The 15,707-nt window shown below is 55.4% G+C and carries 13 protein-coding genes; 10 read left to right on the top strand and 3 right to left on the bottom strand.

Annotation, left to right across the window (positions count from 1 at the left end):
• The first annotated feature begins 371 nt into the window (after positions 1 to 371).
• The 7 genes from CENROD_RS06370 (at position 372) to CENROD_RS06345 (ending at position 6,992) form a co-directional block, all read left to right on the top strand.
• Positions 372 to 1,289, top strand: a complete 918-nt coding sequence (locus tag CENROD_RS06370; RefSeq protein ID WP_022772912.1) for a helix-turn-helix transcriptional regulator — start codon at positions 372 to 374, stop codon at positions 1,287 to 1,289.
• A 28-nt stretch (positions 1,290 to 1,317) separates the two neighbouring features.
• Entirely contained in the window at positions 1,318 to 1,446 is a 129-nt protein-coding gene (locus tag CENROD_RS14500; protein WP_022772908.1) for a hypothetical protein, read from the top strand.
• Positions 1,447 to 1,549: 103 nt separating this feature from the next.
• Entirely contained in the window at positions 1,550 to 2,386 is an 837-nt protein-coding gene (locus CENROD_RS06365; protein WP_022772905.1) for an EcsC family protein, read from the top strand.
• A 304-nt stretch (positions 2,387 to 2,690) separates the two neighbouring features.
• Positions 2,691 to 3,791 (top strand): hypothetical protein, encoded by a 1,101-nt coding sequence (locus CENROD_RS06360; RefSeq protein ID WP_022772901.1) that lies wholly within the window; start codon positions 2,691 to 2,693, stop codon positions 3,789 to 3,791.
• The gene (locus CENROD_RS06355; RefSeq protein ID WP_238551749.1) at positions 3,788 to 5,491 is read left to right on the top strand and encodes a hypothetical protein; all 1,704 of its coding nucleotides are present in this window, start codon (positions 3,788 to 3,790) and stop codon (positions 5,489 to 5,491) included. Before CENROD_RS06360 ends, CENROD_RS06355 begins: the two co-directional genes overlap by 4 nt.
• A gap of 562 nt (positions 5,492 to 6,053) precedes the next feature.
• Positions 6,054 to 6,485, top strand: coding sequence for an IS200/IS605 family transposase (gene tnpA / locus CENROD_RS06350; RefSeq protein WP_022776326.1), 432 nt, complete (start codon positions 6,054 to 6,056; stop codon positions 6,483 to 6,485).
• A 285-nt stretch (positions 6,486 to 6,770) separates the two neighbouring features.
• A complete protein-coding gene (locus tag CENROD_RS06345; protein WP_022772891.1) occupies positions 6,771 to 6,992 on the top strand; it encodes a hypothetical protein in 222 nt (73 codons plus the stop codon).
• 24 nt (positions 6,993 to 7,016) lie between these two features.
• Here the strand turns inward: CENROD_RS06345 and CENROD_RS06340 are convergent, their stop codons facing one another.
• Together CENROD_RS06340 and hpnD are read right to left on the bottom strand one after the other, a co-directional pair.
• Positions 7,017 to 8,327, bottom strand: coding sequence for a hydroxysqualene dehydroxylase (locus CENROD_RS06340; RefSeq protein WP_022772888.1), 1,311 nt, complete (start codon positions 8,325 to 8,327; stop codon positions 7,017 to 7,019).
• Entirely contained in the window at positions 8,328 to 9,182 is an 855-nt protein-coding gene (gene hpnD / locus CENROD_RS06335) for a presqualene diphosphate synthase HpnD (protein WP_022772884.1), read from the bottom strand.
• Positions 9,183 to 9,453: 271 nt separating this feature from the next.
• On the opposite strand from hpnD, the gene CENROD_RS06330 reads away from it, so the two are divergent.
• The 3 genes from CENROD_RS06330 to CENROD_RS06320 all read left to right on the top strand — a co-directional run bounded on the left by CENROD_RS06330 (position 9,454) and on the right by CENROD_RS06320 (position 13,475).
• A complete protein-coding gene (locus CENROD_RS06330; protein ID WP_022772877.1) occupies positions 9,454 to 10,542 on the top strand; it encodes an N-acetylneuraminate synthase family protein in 1,089 nt (362 codons plus the stop codon).
• A 72-nt stretch (positions 10,543 to 10,614) separates the two neighbouring features.
• Complete coding sequence (locus CENROD_RS06325) at positions 10,615 to 11,592, top strand: NAD-dependent epimerase/dehydratase family protein (RefSeq protein WP_022772874.1); 978 nt, start codon at positions 10,615 to 10,617, stop codon at positions 11,590 to 11,592.
• 125 nt (positions 11,593 to 11,717) lie between these two features.
• A complete protein-coding gene (locus CENROD_RS06320; RefSeq protein WP_022772870.1) occupies positions 11,718 to 13,475 on the top strand; it encodes a thiamine pyrophosphate-binding protein in 1,758 nt (585 codons plus the stop codon).
• Here the strand turns inward: CENROD_RS06320 and CENROD_RS06315 are convergent.
• Positions 13,421 to 15,622: an O-linked N-acetylglucosamine transferase, SPINDLY family protein gene (locus CENROD_RS06315; RefSeq protein WP_022772867.1), complete on the bottom strand. Its 2,202-nt coding sequence runs from the start codon at positions 15,620 to 15,622 to the stop codon at positions 13,421 to 13,423. The two genes, CENROD_RS06320 and CENROD_RS06315, sit on opposite strands and share 55 nt — an antisense overlap.
• Between the last annotated feature and the right edge of the window lie 85 nt (positions 15,623 to 15,707).

The following is a 15,707-nucleotide window of genomic DNA, read 5'->3' as shown; positions in this document are numbered from 1 at the left end:
AATCAACGGTCATGTTGGACTGGAATACTCAGGCACGCATCGGCCCGTGGGCAAGCGGCGGGCAATGCAGGGTGGTGGCGGTGGGTTGTTCGCACCGAACCAGCGCAAATGTGACGCAAGGGCAGACCTGCCCCATACCCCATTTTGATGGACTGTTTGCCGTAACGTATTGTTTTTATAAACAAAAACAAGGGATGTTTTTTGGGAGGATTCCCAAGTCATGGCAGTGACCCAGAATCCATGCAAAAAAGTGCAAAATACCTCACGGCACGGGGGAATGCGACACCGTTTGTCAAAAACGCTATATACAGTTTGGCTCCATAACGCTTGGCTAGTCGCCACGACGCATTCACCACCTGATCCGGCCCATCATGCCCAAACGCGCCGCCACCTATGACACTTTGGCTTTCCGTCTGACGGAAATTCTGAAACGGCTGAACGAGGGCGGCAAGCTGGAAGTGGCCAGCCTGGCTGAAGAATTCACCGTCCACCCCCGCACCATCCAGCGTGACCTGAACGAACGCTTTGCATTTTTGCCATGGGACAAAAAAGGCGACTCCTACAAATTGGACACCGCCTACCTGGGCAAACTGACCCTGGGCGATATGAAGCGCTTTGCCGCATTGGCGGGCGTGCGGGATTTGTTCCCTTCGCTGTCGGATGATTTTTTGCGCGACATTTTTGATAACCGCATTCAATCCGCGCTGCTCGTCAAAGGCCACCATTACGAAGACCTGCGCGACAAAGCTCCAATATTCCGGCAATTGGAACAGGCCATCCTCGGCAATCACCTGATCGATTTTGCGTACCACAAAGACCAGGGAACCAAAAACTACACCGCCGCCCAGCCTTACAAACTGGTCAACCACAGCGGAATTTGGTATCTGGCTGCATTGGACCGGAATACTCACGAAGGCAAGCTCAAAGCATTTTCATTCAGCAAAATCGATCGGCTTCAAGTCTTGGAATCCACCTTTGACCATGACCAAACGATCGATCAAACGTTGAAAGACGAAGATGGCATTTGGTTGAACCCGGAAAAAACCGAAGTCGTACTCAAAATCGCCCGGGAAGCCGCGAACTACTTCCGCCGCCGCAGCCTGATTGCGCACCAGGTCATAGAAAAAGAACTGGAAGACGGCGGTTTGCTCGTATCCGGCAAAGTCGCCCACGTCAACCAAATACTGCCCATCGTCCGGTACTGGATACCCCATGTGCGCATCATCAGCCCCGAAGGCTTGCAGGCGGACATGGAACACCAAATTAAAGCGTATCTGGAAGCGTATTGAGCTTGTTCTTTTTATCAAGGAGAAAACCATGTACCCCTGCAACAACTCCCCCCTGGAAAACCTGGCCGCATTTGCGATTGCCTTTGCGGCGGGAGTTTTGTCCACCACCATTCTGCAATGGTATGTTGGGCGGATACAAAAGCCGGAGTGGGATTAACCTCCCCACGCCATGGAGTGAAATGCATTCCCGTTGAGAAAGAGCTTATGGCATAGGCACCAAAGGCATTCAAAGAACTCAAGGCACCAAAAAGGAAAACCCCATGATGGATTGGAAATCCGAAGACGATGCAGCATTGAAAACTGCCATCACCTTGCTGGAATCTCCAACGATCACAGCAAAAATCGCCAACCTTGTGGGAACGCCGTTGGATTCGCTACTCAGCAAACTTCCCGAAGGCGCGCAGGAAAAAATCAACGAAACCGTCAAAACCGCGCTGCAAAAAGCGGCCGATGCAGCATTGTGGAGCCTGGAAAATGCTCCCAATACAAAAGCATCTACCCTAATGCACAAAGTTATGGCAGGCGCATCCGGCGCAATGGGCGGCGCTTTCGGTTTGCCCGCACTGGCTGTGGAACTGCCCATATCGACCACCATCATGCTGCGGTCTATTGCAGACATTGCCCGCAGCGAAGGTTTCGATCTGCATGATTGGGAAACGAAACAATGGTGTATAGAAGTCTTTGCACTCGGTGGCCCCAATGATGCCGATGACGCTACGAAATCCAGTTACTACGCCGCCCGGGGATTCATGGCGCAAACGGCAACCATCCTTTCCAAACAGTTTGCCGATATTGCGGCCAAAAACATGGCTGCAAAAAATCTCAGCGGACTCGCACTCTCACCAGGGCAGGCTGGTTCCTGGCTCGCAGCCCTGATCGAAAGAATCGCCGCCAGATTCGGCATTGTCATCACAGGCAAATTCGCAGCGCAGGCTATGCCGATCATTGGTGGCTTCACCGGTGCTGGGCTGAATGTGATGTTCACCGATTTCTACCAAGACATGGCGCGTGGCCACTTCATCGTAAAGCGCCTGGAAATGATCCATGGGGAGGAGGATATTCAAAAGAAATACGAGGAAATGCGTAAGGCGGTGTGAGGGGGTGAAAGGGGGTATACAAATAATCCTATAAGTTTTCTTCATAATTGGTGGGTATTAAGAGGTAGAAATATACGATGGAGTAGGCCGAATACTAAACCATCGTCAAGGCTCTATTGGATATTAAACATATACCGGAGGATCAATAAAGCCGAAAAATCCTGATCGAAAAATTTATATAGCTACGCAACATCCTAATCAAAATCGGCTCCGATGCAGAAATATGCATTAGATATCATGCTAGAAATAAGATTGTGTGCAGCTTCTTCCAAGAATTTTCTAACTTATCAAATTTAATAATATCATGCCTTTACCATTAATTATTGCAGCCGGTGCCATAGCTGCTGCCTCATATGGCGTCAAAAAAGGTTACGACGGCTATCAGAAGCACTCAGAAGCTGATGAGATTGTTGATAGAGCCAAGACTCGTTATGAACGCCAAAAATCCGCTTTCGATGAGCAGGATAAAGAAACCACCTTAGCGTTCGATACTCTAGGAAAGAAAGAGCTAGAAATCGGAAATAGTATTTGTGAATTCAAAACTTTAGCTGACGAACTGTTACGGAAGCTCAATGATGGACGGGCAAAGAAGCTATGTATCAGCATTCCTAAGCATAAACTGCAAAAAATAGAAGACTACAGTTATACAGCGATTGGTGTATTGGGTTCAGCAGTCGGCGCTGCTGCGACCGGAGCGGCTGTAGGGTTTGCTGTCTATGGTGGGGTGATGGCGTTGGGCGCTGCATCTACAGGTACTGCTATTTCTGCCTTGTCAGGCGTGGCTGCCACCAACGCAACGCTAGCTGCCCTGGGGGGCGGTGCTCTATCCGCTGGTGGGTTAGGCATGGCTGGCGGGACGGCCATTTTGGGTGCTGCTGTGGCAGCGCCTGTGCTTGCCATTGCTGGTTGGGCATACGACAGTCATGGTGACGAAGCACTTAAAAACGCACGCAAAGCCGATGCAGAGGTTACCAGTGCGGTAGAAAAACTGCGGAAAGCTATCGATCAGTTAGAAGAGACAGCAAGATATGCGCGCAGAATCAAACGTGAATTGCTCTCAATTTTTGGCGAATTCCAGCTATATTTTGACGATCTTAAAGATATCAATATTTTTATTGAAGATATCAAGGGTCGAAATGTTGATGTAAAAGCCGAGATAGAGAAGTTGGGAGATAGTATTCTCCGCGCCATTGAAAATGGTTTTGCGCTGGCTGCTATTATGGTGGATCTCATAACTACACCAATATTTAAACCTAAGGAGGTAAAAGGTCAAGTTGTGTGTAACAAAGACGGCGTGCCTGAAATGGAGAAAGATAGTGATGGCTTTATGATGCTTAATGACACTGCTCTTGAGTCAGCACTATGTCAGGCGAAAAATAAAGCGAGTGGTATCGAAACTGCTTGACCACTACACTTGTGCGTACGGAAACATGCCTGCGCACATTTTTTTCAAATATTTTAAATTTCATACAAAATCAAATGTATAATACAATTGCTGACTTTCCTTGGGTCGATGAGCTTGAGAGAACAGTGGTTTCTAGCTTGGCTACTACTTTTGGATTAGATTTTTTACTTATTGAAGATAAATTGGGCGGTGATGTAGATACCATTCACAATGGACGCAAAAACGTCTGGGCAACAAAAGAAGCAGAAGAAGATTATAAACAGCGCGGTAATTATAATAGTACGCAATATCACACACATCCTAATTACATAGCCAGAGGTTCAAGAGATAAGGTCTCCTTTCAAAAAGGTGAGCTACATGATGGTTATCGTGATAAATATTTTATCGCAAGTGAGCAGCCAAACCTGGATCACATTATTTCCGCAAAAGAAATTCATGAGGATCCAGGTCGAGTGTTGGCGGAAATGAGTGGCGTTGAATTGGCAAACAAGGATAGTAATTTACAATCTACAAGTGAAACCATCAACAAGTCCAAGAAGCAGACACCCATCAAGGAATTTTTAAAAAAATTGCCGAGCAGAATCGAAGGTAATGAAACAAAAATGGACAAGATGCAGGTAGAACTGGATGCTTTACCACGTAAAACACCCGAGCAGAAACATGTGGCAAGAAAACTCGAAGCAAAAATTGAGAAGTTAAAGAAGAAAAATGCCGAATTTAAATCAATTGATCCTAATGCGATGAAGAAAAAAGACCAAGAAGCACGTGCATCATACAACATGGAGGTCAATAAAGTATACTATACTAGTAGCAAATTTATAAAGAATATTTCCAGTACATCTGCCAAAGCTGGGCTTAGAATGGGGGTGCGCCAGGTTCTAGGGTTGGTAATGGCAGAAGTTTGGTACGAGTTACGCGCACAGATTCCGAAAATTCTAATAACCATTCAAAAAAATTTTAGTTTCGAAAAATTTTTTGTTCAAATAAAAGATGCTTTTCATGGAATTTGGCATCGGGTCCAACAGCGATTTAAAGATTTTCTAACGAGCTTTCAGGATGGATTTTTTGCTGGTGCTATGTCTAATTTAACCACAACGATTTTCAACATCTTTGCCACAACACAACGCGCAGCAATAAAAATCATTCGGGAAATTTGGGGTCAATTGATCAAAGCCTTCAAGTTAATTTTTTTCAATCCCGATCAGTTGAGTATTGTTGAATTATGCCAAGCTGTGGCTGGTATATTATCGGCTGCTGCAGGTGTGGCAATTGGCTCAAGTGTACATGCATCATTGTTGCCATTGTGTAATTTCCCATTCGGTGCTGAATTAGCGGGGTTCACAAGTGCTCTAGTGACTGGGTTGGCAACACTGGGTCTCACATATGTTTTATTGCACAGCAGTGTGGCGCAAAAGCTTTGGGCATATGTCGAATCCATAATGCCGCACGCGGTTTTAGTAAAAAAATATCAAGCTATTAATGCAGAATTGGATCGTTACCTGATCGAATTAGCGCGTTTGGAGCTTAATATGAATATTGAAGAATTGGCTGCGTTTTCGCGTGATTTAGTTGACTGTAACGATGAAATACAGCGTGGCCAAGTTTTAAATAGAGAGATTGCTAAGCGGGGAATCAAGCTGCCGTACGAAATGGGTAACTTGAACAGCACGCGTGCGTGGTTAGCATCTGTAGCGAAGTGAATATGCTATTCGCACGTGCGTTCCCCTGTACGAGATGCGGGTTGTGTTGCCAGAACGTACATTTAAGTGATGAAACTCATTTTCTAGATCGAGGTGATGGTATATGCAAGTATTACGATGTCACATATAAAGGATGTTCCATTTATTATGAACGTCCAGATATTTGCAGGGTAGATCGGATGTATGAGTTGCATTTTTCGCACATATACAGTTGGAATGAGTTTGTCGCCATAAACCAGCAAATATGTGTGCATCTCAAAGCGATTTTCGCGGCACATACCTCTCCAATTTAATCTGGCGCAAGTGGCGTTTTTCAATGCCAATCACTAAATGATATTAGTCTACTGTTGTAAAATCAAAAATTTTTTCGTATATGGTGGAGTATTGGTACCATAGTGCAATGCATACAATGCCAAAAATTCTACGTATTGGCGCTTACCGTTTCTTTTTCTACGATAATGAGCTGGGTAAATCACATTTTATTATCAATCACAAGGTTAAAACCACCGGCTTTAGCCGGTCAGCTTTAGCTACGCGAATAAGCCTCAAAAAAGGGGACGGCATGGATTATAGATACGGAAGTCATACAGTATTCCAGATAGAGTATCACTTTGTATGGGTTACGAAATACCGTTACAAGGTTCTGACGGGAGAAATTGGGGAGCGGGTCAGAGAGCTAGTGCGAGAAACATGTGAGGCATTTGAAATCAGGATTGTGAAGGGTGTGGTAAGTAAGGATCACGTGCATATCTTGGTAAGTTGCCCGCCGGTAATGGCACCAAGTGAGATTGTCCGGAGGCTGAAAGGGCGGACAGCAAGCAAGCTGTTGGAAGAGTTTCCACACATAAAAAAGAGATACTGGGGACGTCACTTTTGGGCGAGAGGATACTTTTGTGCAACTGTAGGGCAGATGACAGAAGAAATGATTAAGAGCTACTTAGAACACCATTTTGAACCGAGGCAGAACGATGATTTCAAGATGGAGCCGGGCTAAAACGCGTCGTTCAGCCGACGCGTATCCGGACTTTCAGTCCGTAATATCAACCCACCAGCTTTAGCTGGTGGTTGTTGAGTTATTTTCAAAAAGAAGGCCTATCCGCGAAATTTTGGCTACAGCCGTATCGTTGGCAAAAAACACCGGGTTTCCTGCGCATGAATTGAGTAGTCTTCAAAGCATAGTGAAAAAAATCGTACAAACAATCCCTTTCGCGACACCACCTGTCATCCTCCTTCCGTAACATCCCCTGCTTTACAGCAAGAAGCAAGAAAGGAGCACCCTATGCAACTGAAGTCGTTGGAAGCTTTTCTACCCCGCTATCCTGCTTTGGCTGGGGAGTGGGAGGGGTATATTTGTCTGGATTGTTCCCAAACCGTTACGGTGGATTCGCGGCTGATCTATTCACCGGGTATTGAATGGGCGCTCAAGGTGGGTTTGTTGCGTTTCGATTGCCCGCAGTGCGGTGGCAAAAACTTGAAGTTTTCGGGGCATCTGGTTTCGTAATGGAGCCGGGTATCCGGCCCCCCCTCACCCCAACGGCGTAGCCACAGGCAGCGCGCGCACGGCATCCAAGGCATTGCGGACTGCGCCTTCCAGCGTTGCGGGGTAGGGGTTGGCAACGAAGTCCGCGCAGGCCAGCAGGCCGGGGGCGATGCGGTGTGGCGGGCGGGCGATGCGGGGTTCGCAGCAGAAAGTGGCGCGTTTTTCAACGACGGTTTGCACGGGGGTCAGCGTCCACCCCAGTTGCTCTCGTGCTTGGTGCAGCACGGCTTCTTCGGTGTGTTCGCGTGTTGCGTTGCTGTCGCTGACGACGAAGGCCAGCAGCCCCGCCGGGCCGCCGAGCTGGCCTCGGTCGAAGACGAATTGCGCGGGGTGTTCGTCGTCGCTGGGCAGGTGGCACATTGGTCGCGGTAGTCGCAACCCTGCGCCCCAGGCGTAGACCGTCGCAATGGCGGTAGTGCGCAATTCCTGCGCCATGGCGGCCCAGCTCAGCAGCCGCTGGGCCATGATCGCCGGGGTGCTGTTGAGCGATGCGTGGAGGATGCGTGCGCTTTGGGCGGCGTCCGTCGCCAGCAGCACTGCGGAAAACTCCTCATCGCCCACGCGCCAGCCCCGGCCATGGTGTACCAGGCTCTCTACACGTTCCCCCAAGTGGCATGCCACGCCTTGTTCGCGGAGCCAAGCCAGCGCGGCCTGCGGGAATAGGCGGCCCAGATCGACGGTGGGCAGCAGCAGTCGCGCCCCTCGGGGGCACCCGACTACCCCGTCATGCAGCACGCGCAGAAACATGTGCGCGCTGGCAAGGTGGGCAGGCGTATTGAGCGCGGAAACACATAGCGGGTCGATCAGCCCGCTGCGCACGCGCTGTGGCAGGTGTGCGCACAGTTCTGCGACCGTGATGGCAGGGTTGCATGAGAACCCGGCGCTTTGCCACGCCGCAGCGTTGCGCAGCAGGGCCAGGGCATCACGCAGGTGCCAACCCCGCGCCCGCAGGCTGGCCCAGAGCAAGTCCAGCGTGGGGTGCCAGTCGGGAAAACGCAGCCCGGTGCCGTCGGGGTAACGCAAATCCAACCCCTGGGGCAGCAGGGTGTGGGCGGCATCGACGCCAACGGTATCGAGCAGTTGCAGCGTGGCGGTGTACGCGCCGCTGAGGATGTGTTGCCCGTTATCGAGGATGGCCGACGTGCCATCGAGCAGCACTTGAGGTTCGAGCAGCGTACGCGCGCGGCCCCCGACGGTGCGCGTAGCCTCGAAAACGGTGACGTCGTACCCCTGCGAGCGCGCTGCCACCGCTGCGGCCAGCCCGGCCCATCCTGCCCCGATGACGGCGACATCCATTTACTTCCCCCCAGCCAATACGGTGCCCGCCACCCAGAGTTTGTGCAGGGGGTGCAGCCGGGTGCGCCGGTGCAGAACGGGAAAACCCTCGCGCTCAATGGCGCGTAGCAGGGCGCGGTACAGGTGCGCCATCATCAGGCCGGGCTGTTGGGCGCGGCGGTCGCAGTCGGGCAATAGCCCCAGGGCGCGGTCGAACCATCCATGCGCCCGCTGCGCTTGGAATCGCATCAGCGCGGCAAAGGCGGGGGTGTCGCGCTGGTCGACGATGTCCGCAGTCGCCACGCCAAAGCGCTCCAGTTCGTCGAGCGGCAGGTAGATGCGTCCGCGCCGGGCATCTTCGCCCACGTCACGGACGATGTTCGTCAATTGCAGGGCTTGGCCCAAGGCGTGCGCGTATTCGGTGGTTTGCGGGTGGGTCTGGCCGAAGATGCCGGCGGCTACTTCGCCGACGATGCCGGCGACGAGGTGACAGTACCGCTGTAGCGACGCATAGTCGGGGTAGCGGGCATGGTCAATGTCCATCGCGCAGCCTTCGACGATGGCGCGCAATTGCTCTTCGCGGATGCCGAAGTCCGTAGCGTGGGGCAGCAGCGCTTGCATGGCCGGGTGCGTAGGCGCCCCGGCAAAGGCGCGGGGCAGTTCTTCTCGCCACCATGCCAGTGCCGATTCGGCTTGCGCTGTCGATGCCGCGTCGTCCACGGCGTCGTCCACTTCCCGGCAGAAAGCATAGAACGCCGAGATGGCCGCGCGGCGGCGTGGAGGAAGGAACCGGAACGCAAAACGAAAGCTGCTCCCGGCCCGCGCAAGGGTGCGCGCCACGTAGCGTTCGGGGGGGGCGTATGCGGGGGCGGGCATGTTCGCGGGTAGCGGCACAACGGGGGCGAAAGGGTAAGGGATTGTGCGTCTCCCTCACACCCCCCGCTCCTCTCCCGCTGGGCGAGGGGAGCATCGAAAAGCCGCTGCGTGACGTACACAGTAAAGGGGGAAATCCCCCCTGTAATAGGCCAATAGGCCCAAAAAGTGCGTGCCTACAATGATTGATCCCTTGGGAAAGCGCGCCAGATCGTGCAAAACGTGCAATCGTGCAAAACGTGTGATGTGGCGGGAATGTCTACGCGGAGCCATCATGCAAAACAGGATATTTGAAGACCTTTTCGTGCTGGAAATGGCGAGCAACCACCAAGGCAGCGTGCAGCGTGGTTTGGCCATCATCGAGCGGTTTTCCAAGATCGTTCGTTTCAACAATGTCCGGGCTGCGATCAAGCTCCAGTTTCGGGACATTGACAATTTCATCCACAAGGATTTCGTCCACCGCAACGATATTCGCTATATCCAGCGCGTTACGGGAACGAGGCTGACGAAGGAGGAATTCACCGCCCTTGTCGATGCCATTCGCGGCAGCGGTTGCATTCCGATGTCGACCCCTTTCGATGAAAAGTCGGTCGATTGGTGCGTCGAATTCAATATGCCGATCATCAAGGTCGCCAGCGCGGACAACAACGACTGGACCTTGCTCGAAAAAATCGCCACGACGCGCAAGCCCGTGATCGTCTCGACGGGGGGGATGTCCAAGAAAGATATGGACGACCTGGTCGCGTTTTTTGAGCGGCGCAACATTCCGCTGGCGCTTAACCACTGCGTCGCGGCCTATCCCCATGAAGACTGCGAGTGCGAGCTAGGGCAGATCGACTACCTTCGCCACCGCTACCCCAATCTGGTCATTGGCTATTCCTGCCACGAGTACCGGGACTGGACTGCCTCGATCCAGATCGCCGTGGCCAAGGGCGCACGCACCTTCGAGCGGCACATCGACATCGACGATGACGGCTTTCAGGTGGCCAAGTATTCCTCGCTACCGCACCAGATCGATACCTGGTTCAAGGCCTGGAAAAAAGCCAAGGAGATGATTGGCAACTCCGGTATGGAGCGCAGGATTCCGCTGGCGAAGGAGGTCGACTATCTCGATTCCTATGTGCGTGGGGTGTATGCCAAGCGCGATTTGGTCAAAGGGCAATTGCTCACTGCGGACGATGTGTACCTCGCCATCCCCTTGCAAAAGAAACAGATTTCCAGCCGCGAGCTGATGCTTGGCAAGTACGGGCACCGCCTGTTGGCCGATTGCAAAAAAGACGCCCCCCTGACGATCGACGAGCTGGATACCCCGTATTCGGAGAGCGCAGAGCTGTGCAAAAGCATTTGCGAACGGGGGTTGTAGCTCCCCTCGCCCAGCGGGAGAGGGGCTGGGGGGTGAGGGAAACTGCCATGACTTGTCTGATGCAGGGTGTCTGTGCAAAGTCATGACAGTTATCTGGCGTTGACCGAAGCATCCGCGCAGGCGCTGCGTGCCTTGCCTTGCGATGTTGTCGTTACGGGCGCGAACGGCTGGCTGGGCCGGGCGACGCTGGACATGCTCCGGCAGGCTTTGGGGGCGGAGTTCGGGCAACGGGTCGTTGCGCTGGGGTCTCGCGATGATCCTCCCGTGCGGGCGCTCGAATCCTGGGTTCCCCCGGCTGGGCGTGGCTTGCTGCTGTGGCACTACGCCTTTCTGACCAAGGATCGCGCCGAAGGGATGCCGCTGGCCGACTACGAACGGCGCAATCGTGCCTTGCGCGAGCGGGTGCTGGGCTGGGTGCGGGGCGGCAGCGTATGGGGCATGGTTTTGCCTTCTTCCGGCGCGGTGTATGACTACCTTCATGCCACGGGGCGCGATGCTGCGGTGCGGGAGTACGGCAGGCTCAAGGTCGAAGACGAACAAGCCTTTGGCGCGGCGTGTGCCCAAGCTGGTGCGCGGCTGGTCATTGCGCGGGTGTTCAACCTGTCCGGGCCGTACATCAACAAGATCGAGCACTACGCGCTGGCTTCGATGATCCGGCAGGTGCTGGCAGGCGAGCCGGTGGCAGTGCGTGCGGCGCGGCCAGTGCTGCGGTCGTATTACTACGTGGGGGACTGCCTGGAGTTGTGCGCGAGGATGTTGTTGCGTAGCGTGCCTGGGCAGTGCGAGGCTTTCGATGTAGCGGGCGAGGAAGTCGTCGAACTCGGCGAACTGGGACGGTGCGTGGCGGCAGTGCTGCAATCTCCCCATGCGCAGGTGCTGCGCCCCGCGCTGCTCGCCGATGCCGAGGAAGACTGTTATGTGGGCGACCGCACCCGAATCTCCCTTCTGGAAAACAAGCTGGGCCTGCACCCCTTGGGGCTGGCAGCGCAGATTCGGGAAACCGCCAGGTATTTGCAGACCATGCTGGCCCCCCTGCCAGCGTTGGGATGATGGTGCCTCTTTGGGTAACGGGTTTGGGTACATCTGGCGCTGATCGCGACTTCCGTCGCTCCTGCAAAAGATAGGTACGACGTGATGGGTCACGCGCAACGTGGAATAGAAACAGAAACATCATCATGAAATACAGTGACTTGCTTGCAAAGTGGCTCCGCAACATGGGCTATACCCATTGCTTTTTCGTCCCCGGGGGGAACGTGATGCACCTGGTGGCGAGCTGTAGCGCGCACTTTCGCATGGTGGGGGTGGTGCATGAAGTGGCTGCGGGCATTGCCGCCGAGTACTTCAACGAGGCGCACCCCCAGGAAAAAGCCTTTGCCTTGGTCACCGCTGGCCCCGGGTTGACGAATGTCGTCACCGCGCTGGCTGGCGCATTCCTCGAAAGCCGGGAACTGCTGGTGCTGGGCGGGCAGGTCAAAACTGCCGACCTGCGCGACCTATGGCTGCGCCAGCGGGGGATTCAGGAAATCGACGGCGTGCGCATTGCGGAACCCGTGTGCTGTGTTGCGCGGCGGCTTGATGCCCCCGTGTCGTTGGCCAGCTTTCAGCGCTGGGTGGGCAATGTAGGCAGCCCGCGCCCCGGCCCAGTGTTTTTGGAATTGCCGCTGGACGTGCAAGCGCGTAGCGTGGATGAGGCATCCCTGGAGCGGGCAGACCCCGCAGAGGGCTTGCACCCCGTCATTCCGCTGGCAGGGGCATCGGTCAAGACCGCGCTGGTCGAACGCATTCGCGCAGCAGAGCGCCCCGTGTTGCTGTTGGGCGGTGGGGTGTCGCGCAAGACGATGCGAACGGTGTACGCGCAGCTCGAAGCGATGGGGATCCCCCTGATGACCACGTGGAACGGGGCGGATCGCGTTGGTGCCGAACACCCCCTGTACTTTGGCAGGCCCAATACCTGGGGGCAGCGGTATGCAAACGTCCTGCTCCAGAAGTGCGATCTGCTCGTTGCGCTCGGGACGAGGCTGGGCCTACAGCAAACCGGGTTTCGCTGGCAGGAATTCGTCCCCGAAGGCGAAGTGCTGCAGGTCGAGATCGACCCTGCTGAGTTGTCCAAAGGCCATCCCCACGTCGAATGGCCAGTGCTGGGCGATGCCAACGACGTGTTGCGCCACCTTGCCGGATCGCACCTCGGTGATCACACGGCCTGGGTGCGTTGCTGCAGCAAGGTGCGCGATGCATTGCCCTTGGTCGAACCGAACCACACGGGGGCGGGGTATGTGTCTCCGTACCGGTTCTATGAAGAGATTGCGGGGTGGTGCAGGGCCGAAGACGTCGTCATTCCATGCAGCAGCGGTTGTGCGTATACCGTGGCGATGCAAGTTTTTGCGCAGCGCTGGGGGCAGACGATCATCACCAACAAGGGGCTGGCGTCGATGGGCTATGGGTTGAGCGGGGCCATCGGCGCTGCGTTGGCGCACCCGGATCGGCGAACGATCCTGTTCGAGGGGGACGGCGGCTTTGCCCAGAATCTGCAAGAGCTGGGGACAGTGGTGGCCAACCGGTTATCGCTGAAGATTTTTTTGTTCGACGACCAAGGCTATGCGTCGATCCGCATGACCCAGCAAAGCTACTTTGCCGGGCGCTTCGTCGGTTGCGAAGTCCAGGGCGGGCTGGGGCTACCGCCGTGGGACAAGCTCTTTGCTGCCTATGGCATCCCCGTGCTGCGGATCGACGGGCCAGTGGCCGATTGCCCCGGCTTTGCCGAAGCCTTCGAGGCACCGGGGCCGTGTGCTTTTGTGTTGGCGATCGACCCCGCCCAAACCTACTTCCCCAAAATCACCAGCCGCGTGGCCGCAGACGGAACGATGCAGTCCAACCCTCTTCACCGCATGACGCCCGAAGTCCCGGACATCGACTGGGCTGCATACTGCAAATAGGTGAGGGCAAAGTCCTTGTACCCGTGCGCAAGCTCGATCTCGGCCAGGCAAGTCAAGGCCACGGGGTCGTGGGGAACGGCGCAAAGCACAAGCTCGGCAAATTGGGTCGCGGCCACCCAGCGGATGTCCTCGATCTTCGGGGCGGGCAGCGATGGGGGGGGAGGGGCATTGCGTGCGTCGGCGATGAGCTGCTGCAAGCGTTGATGCGCTTCCTCCAGCGGGATGCGCTGGCCTGGTGCGATACCCACGCCAGGGCGGGGAGGTTGCTCCCATTCCGGGGGGATGTCCTGCAGCCAGGATTCGATGGCGCTGGATTGGGCGTCGGGGTCGCCGGGGTGATTGGTCTGCGCGATCCACTGCACCCACATCGCCCGCAACGCCTCGCCAAAGTAGTGGCGGAAGAAATCCTCACGCATCAGCGTAGAGCGCTCCGTTTCCCCACGCAGGCCCAGCCGAATCTGGTTGAGCCGCTGCACATCGCTGGCCAGCTCTGCGGCGATGTCCAGGTACGCATCGGTCGATGGGGCGATCCATTCCGTCCTGCCGACGGCCGTCAACGCCGAGACCCCCATGCGCCCCTGGGCGTTCTTGCCCTCCAGGGTGACGAGCGGCACCCCCATCCACAGCACATCACACGTCGTCGTTCCTCCCCCTAGCGGAAAGGGGTCGAGCGCAATGTCGATCTGGTGGTACGTCAGGTACTGGTTGTCTTGGTGTAGCGGAACGAGTTGGAGCCGTTGGGGGTCGATGCCCAGCCTGCCGCAACGTTCCCGGTAGGCATCGGCCACCGCAGGCAGGTCGAAATTCTTGCCCTCGATCAACAACCAGGACCCGGCAACGCGCTGTTGAAGCTGGCCCCAGAGGGTCAAGACTCCGTCGGTGAGCTTGCCCAGGTTGTTACACGTGCCAAAGGTGATGTAGCCGTTGGCCATTGCGGGGGTAGGCCGTACCGTGTAGCGGGGTTGGTAGCGCCAGAGGGGGTTGCGGATCATCGGCCGGTAGCAGCCGCATACCGGTAAGCGATAGATTTTTTCGGTGTAGAGAAAGTCGATGCCTTCGGGATCCTGCACCGCGCAACTGATCTTGTAGTCGATGGCGCTCAGCCCGGACGTCGAGACGAAACCGAGCCAATTGACCTGAACGGGAGCAGGCTTGCGGGCAACGGTCATCAACCCGTTGTTGCCCGTATGGCCCGAAAGGTCGACGAGGATGTCGATGCCTTGCTCTTGAATGCGCTGGGCGCGCACTTCCGGCAGCATGCGATCGACATGAATGAAGTGATCGACATGGCATTGCACCCGGTCGGTGATCCAGTCGTCCTTGGGGAACATATAAAAGGCGTACACCTCGAACTGTCTGCGGTCGAGCTGGGACAGCAGCCCTTCCATCCAGTACATCGCAGCGTGGTTGCGAAAGTCCGCCGACAAAAAACCGATGCGCAGCCTGCGCCAAGGCCCACGGGGATGGTCGGCAAAGGTGGGCCAGAAAGGCTTGAGGGGGGTTTCGAACTGTTCTGCATACTCCCTCGCAGCCCGCGCCATGTCCTCGTCGGTAGAAAGCGGGTCAGCCAGCATGAATAGCAGGCGGTTGGTGTAGTTGCACTCGCAGGTGGGGTCGAGGGTAATGCCTTCCTCGCAGTCGAGAACGGCTGCACGCACTTGGCCCAGTTCCCGGCGTTGAATGGCGCGTTGGGTGAGCGCCGCGACCTTGTCCGGTAGTTCCACGGCCAGCTCCACCGCACGCTGTGCGGCGGCAAAGCCTTTTTCGTGCTGTTGCAGGGGATAACAGGCTTGCGACAAGCGGATCCACACCAAGACATCGTCGGGCCGCAGGGTACACAGGCGTTCGAGGAGCTTTTTCGATTCCTCGAACCGGGCGCTATGCAGCAGGATGTTGGCGTAATTCAGCAGCAGCTTGCCGTCGTCGGGAAAAAGGATGTTGGCGTGACCATACGCAGCCAATGCCGCGTCGATCTCCCCCGTCTGATAGAGGGCAAAACCCAGGTAGCGGTGGGACGGAAGATGCAGGGGGTTCTTGCGCAGCGTGGCCTTGCATAGACGGATCGCTTCGGCCCAGTTGCTGGCGTCGAATGCGGCGCGGATGCGGTCGGCAAGAGCGTCGGAGCCTCGGGAAATAGGGCGGGACATGCAAGAAGAACCAAAGCAAACAATGCGATAGCCACCAATGCGATAGCAGCCGCAAGGAGGTACCGGGGGGAAAAAAAGTGTACCC

It is taken from the genome of Candidatus Symbiobacter mobilis CR, from assembly GCF_000477435.1.
GTDB lineage: Bacteria > Pseudomonadota > Gammaproteobacteria > Burkholderiales > Burkholderiaceae_C > Rhodoferax > Rhodoferax mobilis.
This window is presented reverse-complemented; position numbering and strand designations above follow the sequence as displayed.